This window comes from Mesorhizobium sanjuanii, assembly GCF_002529485.1.
In the GTDB taxonomy this organism is placed as follows: domain Bacteria; phylum Pseudomonadota; class Alphaproteobacteria; order Rhizobiales; family Rhizobiaceae; genus Mesorhizobium; species Mesorhizobium sanjuanii.
Map to the genome: position 1 here is coordinate 1 of NZ_NWQG01000102.1, position 23,580 is coordinate 23,580.

Annotated in this window: 21 protein-coding genes, 1 tRNA gene and 1 riboswitch; of the genes, 6 read left to right on the top strand and 16 right to left on the bottom strand. The window is 62.2% G+C overall.

Going from position 1 to position 23,580, the window contains the following annotated elements:
- Window positions 1-45: 45 nt before the first annotated feature.
- The 3 genes from CN311_RS16525 to CN311_RS16535 all read right to left on the bottom strand — a co-directional run bounded on the left by CN311_RS16525 (window position 46) and on the right by CN311_RS16535 (window position 2,010).
- Window positions 46-825 carry a CbtA family protein gene (locus tag CN311_RS16525; RefSeq protein WP_097574838.1) on the bottom strand — a complete coding sequence of 260 codons (780 nt, stop codon included), beginning with the start codon at window positions 823-825 and terminating at the stop codon, window positions 46-48.
- 15 nt (window positions 826-840) lie between these two features.
- Entirely contained in the window at window positions 841-1,020 is a 180-nt protein-coding gene (locus CN311_RS16530) for a CbtB domain-containing protein (protein WP_097574839.1), read from the bottom strand.
- 36 nt (window positions 1,021-1,056) lie between these two features.
- Window positions 1,057-1,251, bottom strand: a riboswitch (cobalamin riboswitch).
- Between the two features lie 66 nt (window positions 1,252-1,317).
- Window positions 1,318-2,010, bottom strand: a complete 693-nt coding sequence (locus CN311_RS16535; RefSeq protein ID WP_097574840.1) for a gamma-glutamylcyclotransferase — start codon at window positions 2,008-2,010, stop codon at window positions 1,318-1,320.
- Window positions 2,011-2,128: 118 nt separating this feature from the next.
- Here CN311_RS16535 and CN311_RS16540 point away from each other — a divergent pair, with 118 nt between their 5' ends.
- Complete coding sequence (locus CN311_RS16540) at window positions 2,129-3,316, top strand: aromatic ring-hydroxylating oxygenase subunit alpha (protein ID WP_097574841.1); 1,188 nt, start codon at window positions 2,129-2,131, stop codon at window positions 3,314-3,316.
- Here CN311_RS16540 and CN311_RS16545 read toward each other — a convergent pair.
- Window positions 3,308-4,507, bottom strand: a complete 1,200-nt coding sequence (locus CN311_RS16545; protein ID WP_097574842.1) for an MFS transporter — start codon at window positions 4,505-4,507, stop codon at window positions 3,308-3,310. The genes CN311_RS16540 and CN311_RS16545 overlap by 9 nt on opposite strands.
- Before the next feature lie 311 nt (window positions 4,508-4,818).
- Here CN311_RS16545 and CN311_RS16550 point away from each other — a divergent pair, with 311 nt between their 5' ends.
- The gene (locus tag CN311_RS16550; RefSeq protein WP_097574843.1) at window positions 4,819-5,823 is read left to right on the top strand and encodes an acetyltransferase domain-containing protein; all 1,005 of its coding nucleotides are present in this window, start codon (window positions 4,819-4,821) and stop codon (window positions 5,821-5,823) included.
- Window positions 5,820-6,311 carry a methyltransferase family protein gene (locus CN311_RS16555; protein ID WP_097574844.1) on the top strand — a complete coding sequence of 164 codons (492 nt, stop codon included), beginning with the start codon at window positions 5,820-5,822 and terminating at the stop codon, window positions 6,309-6,311. Before CN311_RS16550 ends, CN311_RS16555 begins: the two co-directional genes overlap by 4 nt.
- Window positions 6,312-6,326: 15 nt before the next feature.
- Here the strand turns inward: CN311_RS16555 and CN311_RS16560 are convergent, their stop codons facing one another.
- A complete protein-coding gene (locus CN311_RS16560) occupies window positions 6,327-6,713 on the bottom strand; it encodes a MerR family transcriptional regulator (RefSeq protein WP_097574845.1) in 387 nt (128 codons plus the stop codon).
- A gap of 178 nt (window positions 6,714-6,891) precedes the next feature.
- Entirely contained in the window at window positions 6,892-8,304 is a 1,413-nt protein-coding gene (gene mgtE, locus CN311_RS16565) for a magnesium transporter (RefSeq protein WP_097574846.1), read from the bottom strand.
- Window positions 8,305-8,574: 270 nt separating this feature from the next.
- Between mgtE and CN311_RS16570 the strand changes: the two genes are divergently transcribed.
- Entirely contained in the window at window positions 8,575-9,912 is a 1,338-nt protein-coding gene (locus CN311_RS16570; RefSeq protein WP_097574847.1) for a glycosyltransferase, read from the top strand.
- A complete protein-coding gene (locus CN311_RS16575; RefSeq protein ID WP_097574848.1) occupies window positions 9,909-10,658 on the top strand; it encodes an HAD-IIB family hydrolase in 750 nt (249 codons plus the stop codon). Before CN311_RS16570 ends, CN311_RS16575 begins: the two co-directional genes overlap by 4 nt.
- Before the next feature lie 28 nt (window positions 10,659-10,686).
- Here CN311_RS16575 and CN311_RS16580 read toward each other — a convergent pair whose 3' ends face one another.
- From CN311_RS16580 to CN311_RS16590, 3 genes are all read right to left on the bottom strand, one after another.
- Window positions 10,687-12,402, bottom strand: a complete 1,716-nt coding sequence (locus CN311_RS16580) for a GH32 C-terminal domain-containing protein (RefSeq protein ID WP_097574849.1) — start codon at window positions 12,400-12,402, stop codon at window positions 10,687-10,689.
- Window positions 12,403-12,897: 495 nt separating this feature from the next.
- Complete coding sequence (locus CN311_RS16585) at window positions 12,898-13,881, bottom strand: phosphatase PAP2 family protein (RefSeq protein WP_097574850.1); 984 nt, start codon at window positions 13,879-13,881, stop codon at window positions 12,898-12,900.
- 469 nt (window positions 13,882-14,350) lie between these two features.
- A tRNA-Leu gene (locus tag CN311_RS16590) sits at window positions 14,351-14,435 on the bottom strand.
- A gap of 179 nt (window positions 14,436-14,614) precedes the next feature.
- Between CN311_RS16590 and lipB the strand changes: the two genes are divergently transcribed.
- Window positions 14,615-15,358, top strand: coding sequence for a lipoyl(octanoyl) transferase LipB (gene lipB / locus CN311_RS16595; protein WP_097574851.1), 744 nt, complete (start codon window positions 14,615-14,617; stop codon window positions 15,356-15,358).
- Between the two features lie 31 nt (window positions 15,359-15,389).
- Here lipB and CN311_RS16600 read toward each other — a convergent pair whose 3' ends face one another.
- The 7 genes from CN311_RS16600 to CN311_RS16630 form a co-directional block, all read right to left on the bottom strand.
- Entirely contained in the window at window positions 15,390-16,655 is a 1,266-nt protein-coding gene (locus CN311_RS16600; RefSeq protein WP_097574852.1) for a site-2 protease family protein, read from the bottom strand.
- Between the two features lie 518 nt (window positions 16,656-17,173).
- Complete coding sequence (locus CN311_RS16605; protein ID WP_208866516.1) at window positions 17,174-17,857, bottom strand: ABC transporter ATP-binding protein; 684 nt, start codon at window positions 17,855-17,857, stop codon at window positions 17,174-17,176.
- Window positions 17,854-19,140: a lipoprotein-releasing ABC transporter permease subunit gene (locus CN311_RS16610; RefSeq protein WP_097574854.1), complete on the bottom strand. Its 1,287-nt coding sequence runs from the start codon at window positions 19,138-19,140 to the stop codon at window positions 17,854-17,856. Before CN311_RS16610 ends, CN311_RS16605 begins: the two co-directional genes overlap by 4 nt.
- Window positions 19,137-20,465, bottom strand: coding sequence for a proline--tRNA ligase (gene proS, locus CN311_RS16615; RefSeq protein ID WP_097574855.1), 1,329 nt, complete (start codon window positions 20,463-20,465; stop codon window positions 19,137-19,139). The genes CN311_RS16610 and proS overlap by 4 nt, the downstream gene beginning before the upstream one ends.
- 668 nt (window positions 20,466-21,133) lie before the next feature.
- The gene (locus tag CN311_RS16620) at window positions 21,134-21,418 is read right to left on the bottom strand and encodes a DUF1467 family protein (RefSeq protein ID WP_097574856.1); all 285 of its coding nucleotides are present in this window, start codon (window positions 21,416-21,418) and stop codon (window positions 21,134-21,136) included.
- On the bottom strand, window positions 21,415-21,819 hold the full coding sequence (gene mce, locus CN311_RS16625) for a methylmalonyl-CoA epimerase (RefSeq protein ID WP_097574857.1): 405 nt from the start codon (window positions 21,817-21,819) through the stop codon (window positions 21,415-21,417). The genes CN311_RS16620 and mce overlap by 4 nt, the downstream gene beginning before the upstream one ends.
- Window positions 21,820-21,918: 99 nt before the next feature.
- A partial coding sequence (locus tag CN311_RS16630; protein WP_097574858.1) for a ribonuclease J occupies window positions 21,919-23,580 on the bottom strand: 1,662 nt, incomplete at its 5' end.

A 23,580-nucleotide genomic window follows, 5' to 3' on the forward strand; every position in this document is an offset into this window, starting at 1 on the left:
GCGCCGCCGATGACGAAGGTCAATCCCCAATGGGAGACAGCACGATCAGGCAAAGCTGTCGCGCAGGCTGGTCGCCGTGCCGGTAAAGCGTCCGCGCACCACGCCGACGACGGCGCCGAGCACCAGCCAGAACACCAGATTGGTGAGCGTCACCGCCACCACGAACTGATGGTGCAGGCCTTCCGGGATCGGCGACTCGAAACTGTCGGGCTGCGGCGCGCCGACAATATGCGGCGCCACGATCAAGGCAACGGCAAGGATTGCCAACGGCAGCGACTTGCGGAAGGCGAGCAGGCCGAGACCGGCGGCGGTTGCCACCGCCGTCGCCGTCCACCAGATCTGGCGTTGGGCTAGGTCGGCCGCAGGCATTGCCGGCAGTTCCGGCGGCAGGCCGAGGCCCGGCGCCAGTGTGAACACGGCAAAGCCGGCCAGGCCCCAGAACACGCCCTGTCGCCAATTGCCGATGCCGCCGGCGAATTCCGAAACCGCGACCAGGATCAGCGCGAAGCCGATGCCGGTGACGACATTGGCAACCACGTTGAAGGCGAAGCGCTCGAAGCCGTCAGCCGGTGCCCAGCCTTCGTCTTCCGCTGGTGCAGCCGCCTCGGCCGGCGCCGGTGCGGCACTGCTCATGGCATTGGTGTCGGTGGCGTTGGCGGCTGGTGCAGCAACATGCTCGTGCTGGTGGCCGCCACCGGCCTGTTCGTAGACTTCCGCCTTGAGGATCAGCGGCACGGTGGCATAGGCCTGCATACAGGCAAGAACGACGCCGGCCACGAGCCCTGCGATCGCCGCGATGAACACGACGTTGCGAAACAGTGTCATGATGTCAGTCCCTCGTCAGTGGCAGGGAAACGCCATCGAATGGCGATAGTCGTGGGCGGCATTGTGGACGGCCTCGATATGCGAGAAGCCGACAAAGCCCATGACGAAAACGCCGAGCAGCGCGGCAAGCGCGAGCTGCATGAAGCGCGACTGCGAGGAGACGGAAGCGCCGAGAGAGACGGAAGCGGTATTCATATCTTGTCCTTTCGCCCTCCACCCGAGGGCATCGAAGTCAGTTCCCTGTCGCCGGCAGGTCTCCTGGCTCGCGGATCAGCGCCCTTCCCCACCTTCCCGAAGAAAAATCTTCAGTGGCATATGGAGAGGACTACCGCACACAGTTGCGGGGGCAGCCACGGCATCGGGCAAAATTCACCCTCACCGCATTCCCTCTTGGTCCCTAACGGAACCGGCGACAGCAGCGACTATAGGCAGAATCGTCGCGCCCGGCAAACCAAATTCCGCCCGTTACCAGCGTGAATGCGCCACGCGGTTTCAAGGCTTCGAGGCTTCAATCCGCTCGGCAACCAGCCGCTGCAGCCGCCACAGATGGCGATCATGAATGCCGCGCTCTTCCAGGTTTTTCACCGTATTGTAGAGGTAGTCGGCGCCCGATCCCCAGTGCCCGCAGGATGTGGCGAGCTTCTCGACCACCTCTTCTTCCGCGAGCGGTCCGGCATAGGTCGTTCCCTTGCGATTGATGACGAAGGCCAGCGCCCGCAACGGCCCGGCGCTGCTCGCGAGGCTGAGCAGGCGCGGGTGATAGCTGGTCGGCTTCAGCGTCACTTCACGCCTGAAGAGCTTGTCCAACTGTTGCCGACGGTCACCGTCGGTCAGCCGAAAAGCGACGCCTTTGCACTGCCCGCCAAGAGCGAGAGCCATCATCAGGCCGGGGTTGTGCTTGGTGCCACGCCAGCGCGTCATGTTCATGCAGAAGGATCGGTGCCAGCCGCGCGCCACCGCCACCCGTTCCTCGATATGGTCGATTTCAGGCTTCCAGATGAGCGAGCCATAACCGAACAGCCACAGCGGTTCGCTTGCAGGCAGTTCCGCCTCGAACGCATCCAGCATCGCATTATAGTCGCTGTCGTCGAGATGCATTGCGTCCGGGTCGGGCCCGCTATCCTCGACGGTGCGAAAACAGCGCGCCACCAGTTCGGGTGTCAGTGACATCTGTCGTGCGGTCATGTCCTAATCCCATTGCTCCCGGCATGATTAGGCACCGCGACCGAAGCCGGCAATGCCGTCGCCCGATTGACAAACGATTCGCCGGGGTGTCGGCTGGCACTTCGGAGGAAAGCCAGTCATGCAACCCGACCCGAGCGAGCACGATCCCTATAATGGCCTGACCCGGGCCGAGCCGACACTGCCCTCATCAGCCTATTGGGACGCGGACGCCTATCAGCGCGATCTCGGCGCCATCTGGTACAAGAGCTGGCTCTTGGTCTGTCGCGAGGCCGATCTCGCCCACCCGCTGGCATTCAGGACATTCAGGGTCGGCACGCAGGAGATCGTCGTGCTGCGCGACGAGACCGGCGCATTGCGCGCCTTCCACAACACCTGCCGGCATCGCGGCTCGCAGCTCTGCCAGGAGAGCGAGGGGCGGCTGAAGGCACGGCTCCTCACCTGCCCCTATCACGCCTGGTCCTATTCGCTGCGCGGCGATCTCGTGCGCGTGCCGTCGAAGTCTCTGCCGGAAGGTTTCGACAAGGCCGAGCACCCGCTCTACCGCGTGGCGCTGTCGGTGTGGCGCGGCTTCGTCTTCGTCAATCTCGCCGAAGACGCCGACGGTTCGGCTGAAACCGCCTTCGATCCCGCCTCCGGCGACCTCGGCAACTGGCCGCTGGAAACGCTGGTTTCTGGCCATGTGCTGCGCAAGGTGATGAACTGCAACTGGAAGATCTTCTGGGAAAACTTCAACGAGTGCCTGCACTGCCCGGGCGTGCACAAGGATCTGTCGCGGCTGGTGCCGATCTATGGCCGCGGCCTGATGGGGCGGCATGACGATCCCGAATGGGCCCGGCATGCCGACAATGACGCGCCGGAGTTTTCCGGTGGCCTGAGGGCCGGAGCCGAGACCTGGTCGCGCGATGGTCAGGCCCATGGTCCGGTCTTTGCCAACCTGACGCCGGCCGAGCGCGCGGCGGGACAGACCTACGCCACCAGCCTGCCATCGATGTTCATCGTCGGTCATGTCGACTATGTCAGGACAGTCCGGCTGGTGCCGCTTGGCCCGGAAGAGACCGAACTCACCGCGGAATGGCTTTTTTCGGCCGAAGCGCTCGAAGCGCCCTCGGCCGACATCGACAACATCGTCGCATTCGGCAGACAAGTGCTGAAGGAGGACGCCGCGATCTGCGAGGTCAATCAGAAAGGCCTGCGCTCGATGCGCCACAAGGCCGGTGTGCTGATGCCCGAGGAATACGATTTGTATCGCTTCCACAATTGGGTGCGCGACCGGCACGTCGCAATGTCATCCAATCCCTCAAAGTGATTTGGGCAGATAGCGCCAGGTAACGAAGCCGCAAACCGCCGCTAGCAGTCCGAGCGTGGCGAACACCGAGCCCAACCCGAAAAACGCCAGCACCACCGAATAGACCAGCGGCGGCGTCAGCTCGGAAAAGTCGAGATAGGTGCGATAGACCGCCGCCATCTGCGCCCGCTCATAGGAGCGCACCGAGCGCATGAAGGCGGTCGAGCCCAGCGCGTCGAGAGCGATGGCGAAGAATGCGCCGCACAGCAGCAAGGCGCCGGTAAGAAACGGCACGGATTCGCCGACGGCGCCCGCCGCCAGCAGCATCGCCGACATGGCGAAATAGGCCGATGTCATGGTTCGCCGGCCGCCAAAACGCTGTCCCACCCTGCCCCAGAAGATGGCTGTGAACAGCAGCGCGTTGCCCGCCGAGACCAGCAGGCCGCCGGCGAGTTCGCCCTCACCGGTGATCACCATGAACAGCGGCCCGTAGACGAAGAACGTCGTCCAGAAGCAGGAGCGGCCGAAGGCGATCAGCCAGGCCAGCCTGAGACGTGGCTGGGCAACGAAACGGCCGATATTGGCCAGTGGATTGGCCGGCCGCGTCTTGCCCGGACGGATCGACTGGTTGTCGCCGAGCCTGTAGGTCCAGAACAGCGCCAGCAGGGCCATGGCGAAGATGGCGACCGCGCCATGCGCGGCATAGATGCCGAAACGCGTGTAGAGGAAGATGCCGAGTGTCGGCCCGCTGGTCCAGGCGAGCATCGACCATGCCATGCGCAGCGATTCGGCCTGCATGAAATCGGTCTTGCGGATATGGTCCATGATGTAGAGGCTGAGCGTGATCGACAGCGCGCTGGCGCCCATGACGCGGCAGAGCATGCCCGCCAACTGCCCGGCAAGCGTGTGCGTGACGAAGAACAGCGAGCCGACGGCAAGGAGGCAGGCGCCTGCGGTGTAGACCCAGCGCCGGGCAAAGCGGCGGATCAGCATCGGCATGAACAGCGTCACCGACAGGCCGAGCAGCGCCACGACGGTGTAGAGGATCGAGACGATCTGTTCGTTGCGGAGGATTTCGTAGGCCTGGATCGGGATGACGCTCGACACGGTGGCGCGCGCGAAGGATTCGACCGCATAGAGCGAGGCGAAGGTGCGTGCATCCGCCGGTCGCAAGGCCGGAAGCCCGATCGGATGACGAACATGGGTGGCCATTGCTGTCCCCGAAGCAGAATCGCCCAAAGCAGAACGCGAGCCCAAATCTGCCGTGGTCATTCCTGGCCCGGTAACAGGAAACCGACGCGTTCACGGCAAAAAGCGAAGCTGGTCAAAGGCTTTCCGGCGCTGGCCTAACGCAGCGGCCCAATCGGAATCGATTAAGCACGAAGTGGACGCGCGTCGCTCCAACGCTGGCCTTGACGCGGCGCCTGCACGAAGGAGCATCGCGGACATGCATTGGTCCGCCTTCTGTTGTCCGGCCCAACCGTGATAGTCGTCTTGCGGGGCTGAATCAGAATTGCGAGACCATGAGCATTCCCACGTCGACCGCCACCGTTCAGGATTCGCTGAAGCCGAAGCGCATCATCACCATCGACATCGCGCGCGGCATTGCCCTGCTTGCCATGGCGAGCTACCATTTCACCTGGGATCTCGAATTCTTCGGCTATACCGACCCCGGCCTGACCGCGTTCGGCTGGTGGAAGTTCTACGCGCGCTGCATCGCCTCGACCTTCCTGTTCCTGGTCGGCGTCAGCCTCTATCTGGCTCATGGCAAACAGATCCGCTGGCCCGGCTTCTGGAAGCGTTTCGCCATGGTCGCCGGGGCGGCAATCGCCATATCCGTCGTCACCAGGCTCGCCACGCCTGATGGGTTCATCTTCTTCGGCATATTGCACGAGATCGCGCTGGCCAGCCTGCTCGGCCTGGCGTTTCTGCGGCTGCCGGCGCTGCTGACGCTTGTTGTCGCTGCCCTTGTCATCGCCGCGCCCTTCTATCTCAGGTCCGAAATCTTCGACCATCCGGCCCTGTGGTGGGTCGGCCTGTCGGCGTCCAATCCGCGTTCCAACGACTATGTGCCGCTGTTTCCATGGTTCGGCGCCGTGCTGCTGGGTATCGCGGCGGCGAAACTCGGCTCCGCCTCCGGCGGGCTGGCACGGCTGGCGGATCTTGTTCCCGGCCGTTGGTCGAATCCGCTGCTGTTCATCGGCCGGCACAGCCTCGCCTTCTACCTGATCCACCAGCCGCTGCTGATCGGCTCGGTCTGGCTGTTTTCGCAAATCATGCCCGCTCCCGCCGAAAACAGGGACGTCGGTTTCCTCAAATCCTGCCAGGTATCGTGCGAGCAACAGCGCGACAGCGCATTCTGCACCAGCTATTGTGGGTGCATGCTGGATACGCTGCGAGGCGAGGCGACACTCGATCGGCTCTACAGTGGCGACCAGGCCGCCGAATGGAAGGCGCACCTTGCCGACCTGGCGAGCACCTGCACCGCCAGCACCGAAAGCAAGTTGATGGAGGGAGGGCAACAATGACCGCCAATCAGCCAAAAACAGGGCTGCCGAAGCCTGGGCACATACCTTGGCCGCCGCTGATCTATCTCGCGGCGATCGCCATCAGCATCGTGCTCGGCCTGTTCTACCCGCTGCCATGGATCGGCGACCTTCTCGGCGACATACTGTTCGCCGCCGGCTTTGTGGCATTGTTCGGCGTCGTCGCACTCTGGTTCACGGCGATCCGCACCATGATCCGGGCGAAGACGACGCTCAACCCGAATGGCGTGCCGGAACATCTGATCACGTCGGGCCCCTTCGGCATCAGCCGCAACCCGATCTATTTGGCCAATACGCTGCTGATGATCGGCGTCGCCTTCGTATCGGGCGTCGCCTGGTTCCTGCCGATGGCATTCATCGCCGCCTTCGCAACGCAGAAGGCCGCCGTCGAAGGCGAGGAGAAAATACTGGCGACGAAATTCGGCAAGAAGTACCGGGACTACGCGAAACGGGTCAGGCGCTGGATCTGAGCCTTGCCAGGCCGCTCAAGTATTGACGCCGAGTTCCACCAGCCGCTCGACGCAGGATTCCTCAGCCTGGTCTAGCTCGGCCAGCGTCTCCTCGAGGTCACGGCGCTTCTGCCTGAGATCCTCGCGCTTTTCCTCGATGCGCTTGATCATCAGCTTGAGCTGGCCGACCTCGCCGGGCGGCTCCTTGTACATCTGGATGATTTCTCGGATTTCGTTGATCGAGAAGCCAAGCCTTTTGCCGCGCATGATCTGGCGGATGAGGTGCCGGTCGGACGGACGAAACAGCCGCGTGCGGCCGCGTCTTATCGGCTGTACCAGTCCCTCGTCCTCGTAGAAGCGCAAGGTCCGCGTCGACACCTCGAATTCGCGGGTCAGTTCAGTGATCGAATAATATTCCCGCATCGTCGCTCCAAATGCCCGGATACGGCGCGCATGCCTATGATGCGACTTCGCCCTCCAGCCCCTGTACCGGCCTGCCGGAATCGGCGGGCGGCCCCTTCACCGACCCTCGCATGGCATTTACGTAAAAGTCAATTGAGGTGGTATGTACCACTGCTGCGGCACAAGACGCCCTGCATCATCAAGGCACTCCGAACCACCACGTGGCGAGACCGAGAAAGGCAAAGAAACCGACGACGTCGGTGACCGTGGTGACGAAGACGGCGGACGCCACCGCCGGGTCCACCTTGAAGCGGTCGAGCAGCAACGGGATCAGGATTCCGGCCAGTGCCGCCACGAACATGTTGATGACCATTGCCGCCGCGATGATGCCACCCAGATTCGGATCTCGGAACCAGGCAGCCGCGACGATGCCGATCAGGATGGCGAAGAGGATGCCGTTGATGAAGCCCACGCCCATTTCGCGACGGATGATGCGGCCGGCATTGTAGATGTCGAGATCCTTCGTCGCCAGCGCCCGCACCGTGACGGTCATGGTCTGCGAACCGGCATTGCCGCCCATGCCGGCCACGATCGGCATCAGCACCGCTAGCGCCACGATATGCTCGATCGTGCGATCGAACAGGCCGATCACCGACGCCGCCAGGAAAGCCGTCAAAAGATTGACCAGCAGCCACGGAACACGCGAACGCGAGGTCGACAAGATGCTGTCGGAGAGTTCTTCGTCGCCGACGCCGCCCATGCGCAACAGGTCTTCCTCGGCTTCCTGCTGGATGACGTCGACCACATCGTCGATGGTCAGCACGCCGACCAGGCGCTCGTTCTCATCGACAACCGCGGCCGACAAAAGGTCGTATTGTTCGAATTCCCGCGCCGCCTCTTCCTGGTCCATGGTCGCCGGAATGGCGTGCCGCGTCTCATGCATGACCTCCTCGACCTTGACCGAGCGCTTGGTGCGCAGGATCTGGTCGAGATCGATGGCGCCAAGCAGCTTGAAGCTCGGATCGATGACAAAGATCTGGCTGAAGCGATCGGGAAGGTTCTGGTCCTCGCGCATGTAGTCGATGGTCTGGCCGATGGTCCAGAACGGCGGCACCGCTACGAACTCCGTCTGCATGCGCCGGCCGGCGGTCTCTTCGGGATAATCGAGAGAGCGGCGCAGCCTGATCCGCTCGGTGAACGGCAGTTGCGACAGGATCTCGTCCTGGTCTTCCTTCTCGAGATCTTCGAGGATGTAGACGGCGTCGTCGGAATCGAGTTCCTGCACCGCCTGGGCAATCTGCGCATTGGGCAGATTGTCGACGATCTCCATGCGGATCGCCTCGTCGACCTCGGTCAGCGCCGAGAAGTCGAAGTCGGCGCCCAAAAGTTCGACCAGCGCGCGGCGCTGGTCGGGATGCAGCGCTTCGAGCAGGTCGCCCAATTCCGACTGGTGCAGGTCGTTGACTTCGCGCTTCAGCGTCATCGTGTCGCGATCGGCGATCGCGGCACCGATCTGGGCCAGGAACGACGACAGGACGGCGCCATCCTCGCCGTAGATATCGGCGTGGCCATCCTCAGTGGCTCTGGTGTCCTGTTCGTCCTGGCCTTCCACCAGCGCCTCCCGCCATCCCGATTCCGGAAAAGGTGCCAGTCAGGTCTAGACCATGATCCTGAAAAGTGGAAACCGGTTTTCTGAAAGGGTCATGCGCGAGATAGATTCGCCATAGCGCCCCTTGCGCATCCAGATGGATGCGTTGCGACAGATCGGTTTGGCTTTTACAGTCGCGTCAATGTTTGCCGATGGAGGTTGGACCCTATATAACCGGACTGGCGCATGCTTCGACCACGGGCATGCAAAGACCAATCGAAGAGAAGGATAAAGATGCCGGACGACAACTCGGATGCGGCGATACCTAGAATTGCACTCATTTCAACCCATGGCTACGTTGCGGCAAATCCGCCACTGGGTGCGGCCGATACGGGCGGACAAGTGGTCTATGTCCTGGAACTGGCCAAAAAGCTGGCCCAACTGGGCTATGCCGTCGATGTCTGGACGCGGCGATTTGAAGACCAGCCTCCTGTCGACGAAGTTGCGGACGGGGTTCGTGTCCTGCGCGTCGGCTGTGGCGGACCCGATTTCATTCCGAAGGAATATCTCCACCGTCACCTTCTCGAGTGGTGCGAAAACGCTTTGCGCCTGATCCGCAAGGAAAACCTCTCCTACGACTTCATCAACAGCCATTACTGGGATGCGGGCGTGGCGGGGCAGCGACTGTCGGAAGCGCTCAGTGTCCCGCACATCCATACGCCGCATTCCCTCGGCATATGGAAGCAGCGCCAGATGAAGACGGACTACCCCGACAAGGCCGATACATTCGAGGCCGAGTTCAATTTCACCGAGCGCATAAAGCACGAGACCATCATCTATCGAAGCTGCGCCATGGTGATCGCCACAACGCCACAGCAGGTGGATATGCTGGTCGAGGACTATAGTCTCGAGCGCGACCGCGTGCACATGATCCCGCCCGGCTACGACGACAACCGCTTCTTCCCTGTCAGCGAGGCCTCCCGCCGGATGATCCGCCATCGGCTCGGTTTCGAAGGACGAACGATCCTGGCGCTCGGCCGGCTCGCCACCAACAAGGGTTACGACCTTTTGATCGATGCGTTTTCCGTGGTGGCGCCGCGTGTGCCGGATGCGGTTCTGAGGCTCGCTGTCGGCGGCGAGAACATGGACGAGTACGAACGGAAGATCCTGGATCAGCTCAAGAAGCAGGTTCGGCAGCTGGGCCTGCAGGATCGCGTCGTCTTCTCCGGCTATGTTGCCGACGAGGATCTGGCCGACACCTATCGGGCGGCGGACATGTTCGTCCTGTCGAGCCGCTACGAGCCGTTCGGCATGACCGCGATCGAGGCGATGGCCTGCGGAACGCCGACCGTGGTCACGATCCATGGCGGCCTCTATCGCGGGATCAGCTATGGCCGGCACGCGCTCTTCGGCGATCCGTTCGACAAGGAAGACCTCGGCATCACGATCGTCAAACCCATGAAACACGCGCGCCTCCATGGCCGGCTTGGCCGCATGGGTGCGCACAAGGCGCGCAGCCTGTTCACCTGGACAGGCATCGCGCAGCAGCTTGTCAGCCTTGTCGAGGGACGTCCGGTGCTGAAGGCGGTCGACGACCATGATTGGGACGAGCCGTGGAACGACGGCGATTGAGACCGATAGCGCTTTTATCGAGCGATCTCGACGGGACTCTGGCCGGCCATGCGCCGGCTACGTCGCGCTTTCGTGCCAGATGGGAAGCGCTCGACCCCGAGCACCGACCGGTTCTTGTCTATAACAGCGGTCGTCTGGCCGACGACATCCTGAATTTCGTCGACGAAGTCGGCCTGCCGGCGCCGGACTACGTGATCGGGGGCGTCGGTACGATGCTCGCCGGTCCGCGACACACATCGCGCCTGGGGCACTTCAATGAAAGGCTTTCGGAAGGCTGGTCTCTTGAAAAGGTCGATGCGGTGCTCGGGTCGCTCAAGGACACTGTCCGCCAGCCCGACATCTACCAACACGCCTTCAAATCGAGTTGGTACCTGCACGACGCGAGTCCGGACGTCCTTGCCGGCATCGAGCGCGCCCTGGACGAGGCCGGCCTCTCGGTGACGATGGTCTATTCGAGCGGCCGCGATCTCGACATCCTGCCGCGTTCGGCCGACAAGGGCCAGGCGCTGGCCTGGCTCTGCAATGAGCTCGGCATCGGCTTGGACGAGGTGATCGTCGCCGGCGACACCAACAACGATCGCAGCATGTTCGAGCTGCCGGGTGCGCGTGGGATTGTCGTCGCCAATGCCCTTCCCGAACTGCGCGACATGGCCCGGGGCAACCCGCTGATTTACGGGGCGAAGGAACCGTTTGCCCTCGGCGTCGTCGAAGGCCTCGTTCACTGGTCGGTATTCGAGGATACATGATCCCGGACCGGGGATATCGATCTCCTCGTCAAGGTTTCAGCGCCCATACCGTCGCGTGCAGAACGCTACCCGTTTCGGCGGTGAGACGTGCGGACTGTATCGGCTCAAAACCGCTGATCCGCTTCGTGCCCGCCCAACGGCCGTGATCCGCGAAGACTTCGATCGATCCGTAGTCGAGGAATATCCGCAGCCGTTTTGGATGGGCTCCCTTGGCGATGTAGTGGGGAGATTCCGCTGCGTTGTCGTCTTCATGATGAATGGCAAGTCCCTCGTCGTCGACGATGACGCCGAGGCGGACCGTCGGATGATGGAGTTTCAGGTGGAAATGGGCGCCCGGCTTTTCGAGCTCGAACAGGATTTCGACGGCGCCGTTGACAAAGGTCACCTGCTCTCCGGCTGCCAGGCGTGTTCGGTCCAGAATATGGCTCCGCAGGCTCTCGGCAGCGCCGATGGGCGGGGTCAGCAGCGCGCCGGCGGACAGACGGATGTTGCGAGGCAACGTCATGGCCGTGGGGAAATCGATCTCCGACCCGGTGTCGACCCAGTTTGCAAGCCACCCTATGCCGACAATGGCATCACCGTCGACGAAGGCCTGGAAGGCGTAATTGTCCGTCCCGAAGTCCAGCTCCTGTTCGAATTCCTTGGCAAAGGTCCGACCATCGAACCAGCCTACGGCAGCCATTGTCAGGTTCTTGCGCCGGGTGGACCGGTCCTCGCCGTTCATCAGTCCGAGAATAAGAACCCAACGCGTCGCCGGATCGGTCGCTGGCCCGTCGAGCGGCAGCAAACAGGGACATTCGATCGCCGTGGTCCGATAGCGTTTCTCGACCAGGAGCTTGCCGGCATATGTCCAGCCGGTGGCGGCCGTATGATCGTCGGTGTCGTAGAGCAGGACAACGCCGCCCTCGTCGCTCTGGCTGCCCAGCAGCATTTTCCAGCGGCCATCCGGTCCCTTGAAGACATAAGGGTCGCGAAAATCCGAGGTCAATCCCTGGTCAAGCGGACGGTACGGCAGGATGACCTCCGCATTTCCCGCCATGATGAGGTCGCTGGAGATGGCGGTGAGTTGGATCTGCTGCTCCGGGACACGGTCCTGTACCTGCTCGGTGAAAAAAACCCGAATGCCCGGGCCATCGGCAAGCGGAATGGCCGAGCCGGAATACGCACCGCCCCGTCTGTCGGGCCTCGCGGTAAGGTCTTCCGACGGGAACAGGAAGATCGGCATGTGACGCCAGCGCAAGTAATCGGAAGATACAGCATGGCCCCAGTGCATCGTATTCCAGCGAAGCCCATGGGAATAATGCTGATAAAAGAGATGTGGGCGACCGCCGAACCGGCCAAATCCGTTTGGATCGTTCATCCAGCCGAAAGGCGGACGAAAATGATAGCTGTCAGGGATGTTCGGCGGCGCATTTCCCGAATTGGTGTGAAGAACCGTAATGCCTGTCTCCAGCACGTCGGCCAAAGCGAACCAGTAGGCAACCGACACCGAGGTTTGATTCGTGTCGTAGTCCAGTTCGACACTACCACCGCCGAAGACGTGAAAAATTCGGAATTCATATTCTTCAGCGTTCGTAACGCTCACCTCACCGAACTTGCCGCGGACATTGGAAAAGGACAGCGAGCCCGGAACGTCCGGCCTGGTCGCCTTGAGCCAGATATGGAACGTGGCGTTGACCGGCAGGTCCACATGCAGGCTTCGAACAGTGCTTGCGCCCGCAATCCTTGCCTGGCTGTCATTCATGAAGATGGCTCCGTTGCACGAGACGTCATGGACAGGTCAAACCGGGTTCTCGACCTGGAATGCATTGGGAAGGTTAGAACCGGATCTTCACTTTAGCAAAGCCATTCCCCGGATCGGCGCCATTCGAGCGTGATCGCCTCAGCGAACCAGTCCGCGCAATGCACGGGAATATCGAACGAAATGCACCCTGCCCTTGCGCACCAGGATGAAACCATGATTGCGCAACAAAACTTTCAAAGCATCCGGGTGTAGCGCCAGGACCACGGCGGCAGATCGAATTGCGGGACAACCGGCCAAGCGGCCTCATGCTTACCGTCGATCTGCAGAACGGCCCAGTGTCCAGCCGTCATCTGACAAGCGCCGGTGGGCGAAAAATGTCCTGTCGGTGCAGCGACGATCAACAGTCGAACCGGCGCAACCTATCTGGCTGCGCCGGTCGACCATAACGGAAAAAATCCGGCGTATCGAAATCGGGACTGAAACTCCGTGGGCGGTTTACTGTTTGCGCACGAAGCGTCCGGTCACCCACCAGATCATCGACACCACAATAATAGAGGCGTAGCCGTCAACAGCATAGTGCCATCCTGTATAGACCGACCCGTAAAGGATCATGGCCGCGAACGTCCAACCGACGATTCCCAGCCAGCGGTTCAAGGACGAAAGCAGAAAGGCGTTCAATGTGGCAAAGGCAACGTGCACGCTCGGCATTGCGGAGATGCCGCCGCCAAGGTCGGACCGGCCGGTCTGGTAAAGCGTCAGAAGATATGCAGCCGGCTCCCGCACCATATGGTTATGGTCGAGACTGTCCATGGCGGTCTTGAGTCCGTGGAAGCGATCCTCGCCAACAAACTGGTGGTAGAAAACCGGCCCGACCGACGCCAGCGCCAAGGCCATGATGGTGCCGACTACGCATAATGTCAGCGTTGCCGCCCAAAGGTATCGCACGGAGGCAATCTTGTCCGACCAGAGGGAGACGAAAAGCATGATGCCGAACCATTGGAAAAACCAAATGACCTCATAGCTGTTCAAGACCACGATCGACCACGCGTTGCTGTCGAACCTGTGCGCCAGTTCCCAAGGCGCCATCCCGTGCAACCATTCATCCAGATCGGCCAACCAGTCGTCCGCATAGTAAGGAACAACGGACGGGATGGCGATCTTGTAGGTATTGAACGCGGTCAGGATGGCGAAGAAGAAGAGAAGCACCAGCAAGCAGCGACGCCAGCGCACTCGAACAAAGTTTACGGCATAAAGAATTGGCTCTCCTCTGCCATGGATGAGTGCGGCGGAGCAGACCCCGACGACAAACAAAATCGGAATACTGAAAGCGAACTTGTCAGCGTAAATCAAGCTTAGATTGATGAAAGATTTAGAACTTAACTCATAGGCGGATATTACATATACCGCCACCAAAAATGAAAGGCGCAGTGACCATTTTGTGGATGGACTATATTTCGCCACATCGGAAATCAGGGACACGCCAAATTACCTCGGAAGCCGCCGCGAAGGATTTCTGTATGTGATAGCGAGGCAAGCTTACCGTGGGGTTACTTCAGCGCTCGCATGCAGCTTCGCTCGCGGCCCAACGCGCAACATCGGCGTGCCCCCGGCGGCATGGGTGCTCGGCCTTTCGCCCGTCCGGCCAACCTTTCTTCAAGGAGGGCACATCATCCAGGGTCGCGGTGGCAAGATCAAATTGCAGGACAACCGGTCAAGTGGGCTCGTCGTTACCGGCGATCTGGCAAACGGGCCAAGCGTCCAGCCGGCATAAGACGGCCCACACGGCACTCGCGTCTGACGAGCGTCATCGCGCGAGAATGGCCGAAACGCCGGCGAACAAAAAAGGCCACATGAACACAACGGTCCTCCTACGCCAAGGATTCGGAGGACACGCCTTCGTCCAACGACCTTCAGGTGGCCTGCCACCCGAAGCTCGAAAAGCGAAGGGTGGTGCGGTCGAGAAGACTCGAACTTCCACGGGTTGCCCCACAGCGACCTCAACGCTGCGCGTCTACCAATTCCGCCACGACCGCACGTGGTAGGAGCCGGAACGAACCGGCTCGCGGCGTGTAGCAAATCGTTTCCGGCGAAACAAGGGCGCGTCGTGCAATAATCGCCCGCGACTTGGCATAACCCGCCAAAGGTTGAAAAGCGCCCGGAACTGGACGTTTTGCCCGATTGCCGCCATATGAGGAACAACAAGAGACACGCCATGACCGAACGCAGCCAGATCGCCACGTTGTTCCTCCCTTTGCCCGGCTCGGCGCCGGTCGAATGGCGCGTTGAACCCGGCCTCACCGCCTATCCTGATGCGCTCGCCTTCATGGAGGCGCGCGCCGAAGCGATCCGAAGCGGTGCTGCCGGCGAGATGGTCTGGCTGGTCGAGCATCCGCCGCTTTACACGGCCGGCACCAGCGCTCATGTCGAGGATCTGATCGAGCCGGATCGTTTCCCGGTCTTTGCCGCTGGGCGTGGCGGCGAATACACCTATCACGGGCCGGGCCAGCGGGTCGCCTATGTCATGCTCGACCTCAAGCGCCGGCGCGAGGATGTCCGCGCCTTCGTTGCGGCGCTCGAACAATGGATCATCGGCACGCTCGCTGCCTTCAACGTGCGTGGCGAACGCCGCGAGGACCGCGTCGGCGTCTGGGTGGTGCGGCCGGATCGCCCCGCTTTGTCAGACGGCTCACCCGCCGAGGACAAGATCGCCGCCATCGGCATCAGGTTGCGCCGCTGGGTGAGCTTTCACGGCATCGCCATCAATGTCGAGCCGGATCTCGGCCATTTCAGCGGTATCGTTCCCTGCGGCGTTGCGGATCACGGCGTCACCAGCCTTGTCGATCTCGGCCTTCCCGTAACAATGGCCGATCTCGATCTCGCGCTGAAATCGGCCTTCGAGGATGTGTTCGGCCCCGCCGCGCCTTTGCTGGTCGAGGCGGCCCGCAAGGCCGGCTGAATATACTTTGCTGGATTGGGTTTTTTGAGATTCAGGTCAGGCCCCAACCGAGGAGCCGGTCGGATGCCCACAAAACCCCAAAGCCATGGATGGCGAACACTGCCAGCAGCGCGCCGGCCATGGCAAAGCGATCGAAAGTGTGGATCGGCTTCAGCTCATGGCGCGGCTTCACCGCGCTGCCCATCGTCAGCAGGCTGAGGATGGCGAAGACCGCCCCCGCCACCAACAGGAAGCCATGTGAAAAGCCGGCCCGCCAGCCGAGCGCCAGGAAGGCGGAAAGCAGGACAAATGAAGCCAGCGCCAGAGCGATCGGACCGGGGCAGATCTGACGCAGCACCTGGCCGCCATCGAACTTCCACACCGGCACCAGATTGGCGATATTGAATAGTGCGACGCAGCCGGCGAGGGTCGCCAGCAACGCTGCGGCGAGCCGGTGTCCCTCCCCGCTGGCAAGCGCGCTGGCAGCGATCAGCAGCGGCACCAGGAAAGCCGAGAAGCCAGCGCCCATCAGCGCCACGAAAGCCACCTCGAAACGGCTGTCATACGGCCGCCCGCCTATGGCAATGCCGCCAAGCAGCGGGATGAAGATCATCCGCACCTTGCGATGGCCCATCAGCCGGAACGCCGCCATGTGCCCGAGTTCGTGCAGGGCCACCACCGATGTCAGGATCGCGGCCAGCGCCAGGCCGCCAAGGTTCAGCCCGAAGAACGGCCACAGGATGAATGCCGAGAGCACGGCGAGACCGATCTGGCTGAGGGGATGCTCGAACCAGCCGCCTTTGCGATAGCGTCCGGTCTTCGCCCATGCATCGAGCTTGCCGAGTTCACGGCGCATGGCGAAATAGCGAAAGATAGGAAAGGCGATGCCGCGATAGCGATCGGTCTGACTGAGGATCACCCGCGTGAACTTGCCTTCGGGCATGAGCTCCGTGGTGGTGCGATAGTCCGCCCAAAAGCAGGCGTCGAGCGACGTGTCGTCGAAGACACGCATGGAAAAGCGTCTCTCTTCCAAAACATCCTCAAGCAGAACCTTGCGCTCGATCGGCTGGCCGTCGCGTCCTTCCCAGGACAGAACGATCCGTGCCGCGCCCTGATCGTCCAGCGCCTCGGCGGAAAGGATTTCGCCCGACCAGCCGGCATCGCTTCCAAGCGGCCAAAGCGCTTGCCACAGCCGCCGTCGGTCCGCCGCCACCAGCCGGCTGAACCTGACTGTGCGCAAACCGAGCGGCGCGGTCAGCAGCAGAAAGATCAATCCGAGATTGCAGGCCACGAGAATGGCTGTGACGATGGGCGACACGTGACGCTACTCCCCTGTCTTCAGGGAACCCTATCGTCCGGGCGGCAAGAAAGGCTTAACGTCGCGACGGCTCACAGCCGCCGAAAGAGGGAGCGCGGACTGCCGCCTCCTCACATGGCTCCGATCCAGATCGCCATGGAAATGAGAAACGTGCTCATGCACACCAGCGACACGACATCCTGAACAAGATCGGCCATAACTCTCTCCTGTTGTTGATATGTTCGTATTTTGTTCTAATTTTGTTCGAATGTCAACGATCGCAAAAGGCGCCTTGCGGAAATTTCGGGGGATCAATTTCGGCAAGGTTAAGGAAAGGTTGACGAGCAATGAAGCACGGGCAGTTCCCGTACGACCTGTGGGACTGTCAACGCCAAGCTAGGGCATGCCGAGATTCGGGTCAGGCCGAGCCGAGAGCGGTGGGGTCCGAGAACCGGAACGGAGCGGACATTTGGTCCGTGAGTACCGGAAGCGCAGGAAACGCCGTTCGCAGGCCGGCCTCACCCGAATATCGGTATGCCCTAAAGTGGGACCACCTTGCCGTCGGCTAGCGTCACGCGGCGGTCCATGCGCGAGGCCAGCTCGTGATTGTGAGTGGCGATCAGCGCCGCCAGGCCCGATTGCTTGACCAGCGCCTGTAGCGCTTCGAACACGTAAGAAGCGGTGACCGGGTCGAGATTGCCGGTCGGCTCGTCGGCTAGCAGCACCAGTGGCGCGTTGGCGACGGCGCGCGCAATGGCGACGCGCTGCTGCTCGCCGCCGGACAGCTCCGACGGGCGATGCTGCGCCCGCTTGCCGATCTGCATGTAGTCGAGCAGTTGCGCCGCCCGCTCGGCCGCCTCCTTGGGCGCCAGCCCTTTGATGAGCTGCGGCATCATGATGTTTTCCAGCGCCGAGAATTCCGGCAGCAGATGATGGAACTGATAGACGAAGCCGACATCGTTGCGGCGGATCGCCGTGCGCTGGTCATCGGAAAGCCGCCCGCAGGCGCGCCCGGCCAGGATCACGTCGCCGGCGTCCGGCCGTTCCAGCAGCCCGGCAGTGTGCAGCAGCGTCGATTTGCCGGTGCCGGAAGGCGCCACCAGCGCCACGATCTCGCCGCGCCTCAGCGAGAAATCGGCGCCATTGAGAATGGTCAGCTTGCGCGGCCCCTGGACATAGTGCCGCTCGACGCCCTTCAGCTCGATAATGGCCTCGGCCATCATTCGTACCTCAGCGCTTCGACCGGATCGAGCCTGGCCGCGCGCCATGCCGGAAACAGGGTCGCCAGGAACGACAGCGCCAGCGCCATCAGCACCACCGAGATCGTCTCGCTGGCGTCCATGCGGGCCGGCAACTGGCTTAGGAAATAGAGCTCGGGGTTGAACAGCCGCTCATTGGCCAGCCAGGAGAAGAACTGGCGGATACGCTCGACGTTGAGGCAGATGACGACGCCCAGCAGCACGCCGGCGATGGTGCCGACTACGCCGATCGCGGCACCCGTCATCAGGAAGATGCGCAGGATTGCGCCGCGCGTGGCGCCCATGGTGCGCAGGATGGCGATGTCGTGGCCCTTGTCCTTCACCAGCATGATCAGGCCCGAAATGATGTTGAGCGCCGCCACCAGCACGATCAGGGTCAGGATCATGAACATGACGTTGCGTTCCACCTGCAGCGCGTCGAAGAAGGTCTTGTTGCGCTCCCGCCAGTCGACGAGGTTGACCGGGCGCCGGGCTGCCTCCTCGACCTTCGGTTTCAGCGCGTCGACATTGTCGGGATTGTCGACATAGACCTCGATCGTCTGGGCACGGCCGTCCAAATTGAAATAGAGCTGCGCTTCCGAAAACGGCATATAGACGATGGAGCTGTCATACTCCGACATGCCGACCTCGAAGATCGCGGTGATCGGATAGCCCTTCATCCGCGGCGTCGTGCCGAGCGGCGTGACGTCGCCGTCGGGCGAGATCAGCGTGATGGTGTCGCCGAGCGCAAGGCCGAGATTCTCGGCCATGCGGCTGCCGATGGCGACGCCCTCGCTGGTGTCGAAGCCGGCGATCGAGCCCTGCTTGATGTTGTTGGCGACGATCGAGATCTTGCCCAGATCCTCGCCGCGTATGCCGCGCACCAGCGCCCCGGTGCCGCCGCCGATATTGCCTTGCGCCAGCACCTGTCCATCGATCAGCGGAATGGCGTATTTGACGCCGGACACGCCGTTGATGCGGCTGGCGACCTGCGCATAATCCTCCAGCGGCATGTCCAGCGGCTGCACGATCAGATGGCCGTTGACGCCGAGAATGCGGGTCAGCAGTTCGGCGCGGAACCCGTTCATCACGGCCATGACGACGATCAGCGTGGCGACGCCCAGCATGATACCGAGAAAGGAGATCGAGGCGATGACCGAGATCACCGTCTCCTTGCGGCGCGAGCGCAGATAGCGCCACGCCACCATGCGCTCGAAGACGGAAAACGGCCCGGCGGCCAGGGGTTTTGCTGCTGCGGCCTCGCTCATGCGGCGATACCGAAACGCTTTTTCAAATCCGCGATAGGCAGCGTCTCACGCTCGCCCGTCTTGCGGTCCTTGACCTCGACCTCGCCGGCGGCAACGCCGCGCGGCCCGACAATCACCTGCCACGGCAGGCCGATCAGGTCGGCGGTGGCGAACTTGCCGCCCGGCCGTTGGTCGGTGTCGTCGTAGAGCACGTCCTTGCCGGCACCGGCAAGCGCCGCATAAAGCTCGCCGCTGACGCGGTCGCATTCGGCGTCGCCAACCTTCATGTTGATCAGGCCGACATCGAACGGCGCCACCGCTTCCGGCCAGATGATGCCGTTGTCGTCATGGCTGGCTTCGATGATGGCCGCGACCAGCCGCGAGGGTCCGATGCCGTAGGAGCCCCCGGAGACGAAATGGTCCTTGCCGTCGGGTCCGGTCACCTTGGCGCCCATCGGCTTGGAATATTTGTCGCCGAAATGGAAGATATGCCCGACCTCGATGCCACGTGCCGAAACGCGGTCGCTTGTCGAGACCTTCTCCCAGGCCGCCTCGTCATGCATTTCGTCGGTGGCGGCGTAGGGCGTCGTCCATGTCTTCACGATACCGCCGATCTCTCCATCGTTGGAAAAATCGGTGTTCTCGTCAGGCACAGCGAGCGAAAGATAGTCGCGATGGCAGAAAACCTGACTCTCGCCGGTGTCGGCCAGGATGATGAATTCATGGCTGAGGTCGCCGCCGATCGGCCCGGTGTCGGCGCGCATCGGAATGGCCTGCAGACCCATGCGCGTGAAGGTCCTGAGATAGGACACGAACATCCTGTTATAGGCGGCCTTGGCGCCCTCATAGTCGAGATCGAACGAGTAGGCGTCCTTCATCAGGAACTCGCGTGAGCGCATAACGCCGAATCGCGGCCGCACCTCGTCGCGGAATTTCCACTGGATATGATAGAGGTTGATCGGCAGATCCTTGTAGGACCTGACATGGGAGCGGAAGATCTCGGTGACCATTTCCTCATTGGTCGGACCGTAGAGCATGTCGCGGTCCTGCCGGTCCTTGATGCGCAGCATCTCCTTGCCATAATCCTCGTAGCGGCCGCTTTCGCGCCACAGCTCGGCTGATTGGATGGTCGGCATCAGGATTTCGAGTGCGCCGGCGCGGTCCTGCTCCTCGCGAATGATCCGGCAAACCTTGTCCAGCACGCGCTTGCCGAGCGGCAGCCAGGAAAAGCTGCCCTGCCCCTGCTGGTGGATCATGCCGGCGCGCAGCATCAGCCGATGTGAGACAATCTCGGCCTCGCGAGGATTTTCTTTGAGAATGGGCAGGAAATAGCGCGACAAACGCATGGACTGATCCGTGAGAGAGGATTGCCGCATCGGAATCGGCGCGGCGGTGGCTTGCTTGCCCCGGCTTCATAGCTATTTCATGACGGAATGGAAACCCGGCCCATGGCGTCGAAATTGCGCTGCGACGGGTGCGGCAGTGCCGCTCAAGCCTTGCTGGTCGTTTCGCAAGCAACGCCTGCCGCACTATTGTGCAGTGCAGCACGAGAATGCCTGTTTCGAGGCAAAATTCTGCGTGACAATTTCACCTGCCTTAGGCTAGTGTGCCCTGATAACCGAGAGGGCGGAGAATAATCTGCCCTCCTACGCGGTCAAAGTCTTGGGAGGATGCGATCTAGGCGCGGTTACTCGCTGCCGCCGGATACCGGAAACAGATCGGACGCGTTTAAATTGCAAGGCCTCGGCCTTGCATTTTTTTTGTGCAATCATCTGCTTAGCACAGCGTATTGCCAAACCGCTTCATTCCAAGCGCGCCGCTCAAAGCATGCTCACGTGCTGACCCAAGGATACCCGGCTAACGTGCATAAAACAAGAAGTTGACGCGCGTAAGATGAATCGTTGAGGCGCGACGCGCCCTCGCAGCAGCACTACAAATCCGGAAGCCGGCTTTGCTGTTTTGGCACCGATCGGCGCCTGCGTTCAGGGCGACTGAAGGAGTTTTGCCGGCTGTGCTAATGCTTGGGGGTCTGGTTGAAGTCCGGCACGATGTGCGGGATGTCGTCGATGCCGAGTCCCAGCCCTCTGGTGATGCCGTAGAAGATGCCGATGAGAACCAGCGTGGCGATGGTCGTGCGCAGCGCGGCGCGCAGCATATGCGGTCCGCGCGGCGCGCTCGGAACCGTGCCCAGCGTCACGTCCTGGTCTTCGTCCTGTGTCCTCAAGCTGAAAGGTAGGACGACGAACAGCACCACCCACCAGGTGGCGAAGAATAGCGCCACGAAAGAAACCCAGTTCATGCTTGCTCCAGTTCGACCAGTGTGCCGAAGAAGTCCTTGGGATGCAGAAACAGCACCGGCTTGCCATGCGCGCCGGTCCTGGGGTTGCCGTCGCCCAGCACGCGCGCGCCGGCTGTTTTGAGTTGGTCCCGCGCGGCCAGGATATCGTCGACCTCGTAGCAGACATGATGCATGCCGCCGGAGGGATTCTTCTCAAGGAAAGCCGCGATCGGTGACTCCGCGCCCAGCGGCTCGAGCAGTTCGATCTTGGTGTTGCCGACATCGACGAACACCACGGTCACGCCGTGCTCGGGCAGCGCCTGCGGCGCGGTCACCCGCGCACCGAGCGTATCGCGATAGGCCGCCGTCGCCGTGGCCAAATCCGGCACGGCAAGCGCGACATGGTTCAGGCGACCGAGCATTGACTGCGTCCTTAGGGGCAGTAAGGCAATAGGGCAGTATGGGAGTAGGGAAAAACGACTTTCTCCCCCTACTGCCATACTGCCCCAATCCCTATTCCCTTACCTTGTGACGAACACCGTCACCAGCGGCTTCTTGCCCCAGGCTTCGTTGGCGGCGCCGCGTACGGCACGACGCACCGCCTCCTGCACGAGGTCCAGGTCTTTTCGGCGCTGACGGGGGATGGAGTCCACGGCGCCGATTGCCGCATCGAGCATCAGGTCTTCCAGGGTCTCGCCGCGGGCATCGGCCTCGGCGACGCCGATGGCGACCAGATCGGGGTCGCCAGCGAGCTCATATCTATCGTCGAGCACGACATTGACCGCGACATGGCCGGCAAAGGACAGCTTGCGCCGGTCGCGAATGCCCATCGCCTGGTCGGTGCCGATCAGCCGGCCGTCCTTGTAGATGCGGCCGAACGGCACCTGGTCGATGATCGTGGCTGCGCCTGGAGAAAGCCTGAGCATATCGCCGTCGCGCACCTGCGCCACCTGGCCGATGCCCGACATCGACATCAGCGAGCCCTGCGCCACCAGATGCGCCGCCTCGCCGTGCACGGGAACGCCGATCTGCGGGCGCACCCACTCGTACATCTTGCGCAATTCGTTGCGGCGCGGATGGCCCGAGACGTGCACCAGCGCGTCGCCGTCCTCGATGATCCTGATGCCGAGATCGATCAGGCGGTTCTTGATCTCGAGGATCGCCTTTTCGTTGCCGGGAATGGTGCGCGAGGAAAACACCACCGTATCGCCTGCCGTCAGCGACACCGATTTCATCTCTTCGCGCGACAGCTTGGCAAGTGCGGCGAGCGGCTCGCCCTGGCTGCCGGTGCAGATGATGACGAGGTTCTCGCGCGGGATGAAACCGTAATCCTCCTCGGCGATGAATTCGGGCAGCCCGTCCATATAGCCGAGTTCGCCCGCTACATCGATGACGCGCTTCAGCGAACGGCCGAGCACCAGGCACTGGCGGCCGGCGTCCCGCGCCGCCTTGGCAATGGAAACGATGCGCCCGACATTGGAGGAGAATGTTGTGACGGCGACGCGGCCCTTGGCGCTCTGGATGACGCCCTTGAGGCCCTCGCCCACCGCCACTTCCGACGGCGACTCCCCTTCCCGCATCGCATTGGTGGAATCGCAGATCAGCGCCAGCACGCCCTTGTCGCCATAGGCGCGGAAGCGCGCCTCGTCGGTCTTCGGTCCGATGGTCGGCTCCGGGTCGATCTTCCAGTCGCCGGTGTGGATGACGATACCGGCCGGCGAGGTGATCGCCAAGGACATCGGTTCCGGAATGGAATGCGCCACCGGGATGGCCTCGATCTCGAACGGGCCGATGGTGAACTTTTCGCCGGCCCGGTAGATCGTCAACGGGATCTTCGGCGCGCCCTGTTCGCCTTGCCGCTTAGCCTCCAGCAACCCGGCGCTAAACGGCGTCATCCAGACCGGCGCCTTCAGCTTCGGCCAGATATCGAGCAGCGCGCCGTAGTGATCTTCATGCGCGTGGGTGATGACGATGCCGCGCAGGTTGGCGAGGTTCTCCTCGATGAAGCGCGTATCGGGCAGGATGAGGTCGACGCCCGGATGCGCCGCGTCGGGAAAGGTGACGCCGACATCGACGACGATCCATTCACGCGCATTGGCCGGCCCGTAGCCATAGAGGGCGAAGTTCATGCCGATCTCGCCGACGCCGCCGAGCGGCACGAAGACGAGTTCGGCGTTTTCCGC

Coding starts and splice junctions, on each gene's coding strand:
- CN311_RS16530 (WP_097574839.1), bottom strand. CDS start 1,020: ATGAATACCGCTTCCGTCTCTCTCGGCGCTTCCGTCTCCTCGCAGTCG.
- CN311_RS16560 (WP_097574845.1), bottom strand. CDS start 6,713: ATGCGGGAATATTATTCGATCACTGAACTGACCCGCGAATTCGAGGTG.
- lipB (WP_097574851.1), top strand. CDS start 14,615: ATGACCGAACGCAGCCAGATCGCCACGTTGTTCCTCCCTTTGCCCGGC.
- CN311_RS16605 (WP_208866516.1), bottom strand. CDS start 17,857: ATGATGGCCGAGGCCATTATCGAGCTGAAGGGCGTCGAGCGGCACTAT.
- CN311_RS16620 (WP_097574856.1), bottom strand. CDS start 21,418: ATGAACTGGGTTTCTTTCGTGGCGCTATTCTTCGCCACCTGGTGGGTG.
- CN311_RS16525 (WP_097574838.1), bottom strand. CDS start 825: ATGACACTGTTTCGCAACGTCGTGTTCATCGCGGCGATCGCAGGGCTC.
- CN311_RS16535 (WP_097574840.1), bottom strand. CDS start 2,010: ATGACCGCACGACAGATGTCACTGACACCCGAACTGGTGGCGCGCTGT.
- CN311_RS16580 (WP_097574849.1), bottom strand. CDS start 12,402: ATGAATGACAGCCAGGCAAGGATTGCGGGCGCAAGCACTGTTCGAAGC.
- CN311_RS16550 (WP_097574843.1), top strand. CDS start 4,819: ATGAGCATTCCCACGTCGACCGCCACCGTTCAGGATTCGCTGAAGCCG.
- CN311_RS16545 (WP_097574842.1), bottom strand. CDS start 4,507: ATGGCCACCCATGTTCGTCATCCGATCGGGCTTCCGGCCTTGCGACCG.
- mce (WP_097574857.1), bottom strand. CDS start 21,819: ATGCTCGGTCGCCTGAACCATGTCGCGCTTGCCGTGCCGGATTTGGCC.
- proS (WP_097574855.1), bottom strand. CDS start 20,465: ATGCGTTTGTCGCGCTATTTCCTGCCCATTCTCAAAGAAAATCCTCGC.
- CN311_RS16540 (WP_097574841.1), top strand. CDS start 2,129: ATGCAACCCGACCCGAGCGAGCACGATCCCTATAATGGCCTGACCCGG.
- CN311_RS16610 (WP_097574854.1), bottom strand. CDS start 19,140: ATGAGCGAGGCCGCAGCAGCAAAACCCCTGGCCGCCGGGCCGTTTTCC.
- CN311_RS16555 (WP_097574844.1), top strand. CDS start 5,820: ATGACCGCCAATCAGCCAAAAACAGGGCTGCCGAAGCCTGGGCACATA.
- CN311_RS16570 (WP_097574847.1), top strand. CDS start 8,575: ATGCCGGACGACAACTCGGATGCGGCGATACCTAGAATTGCACTCATT.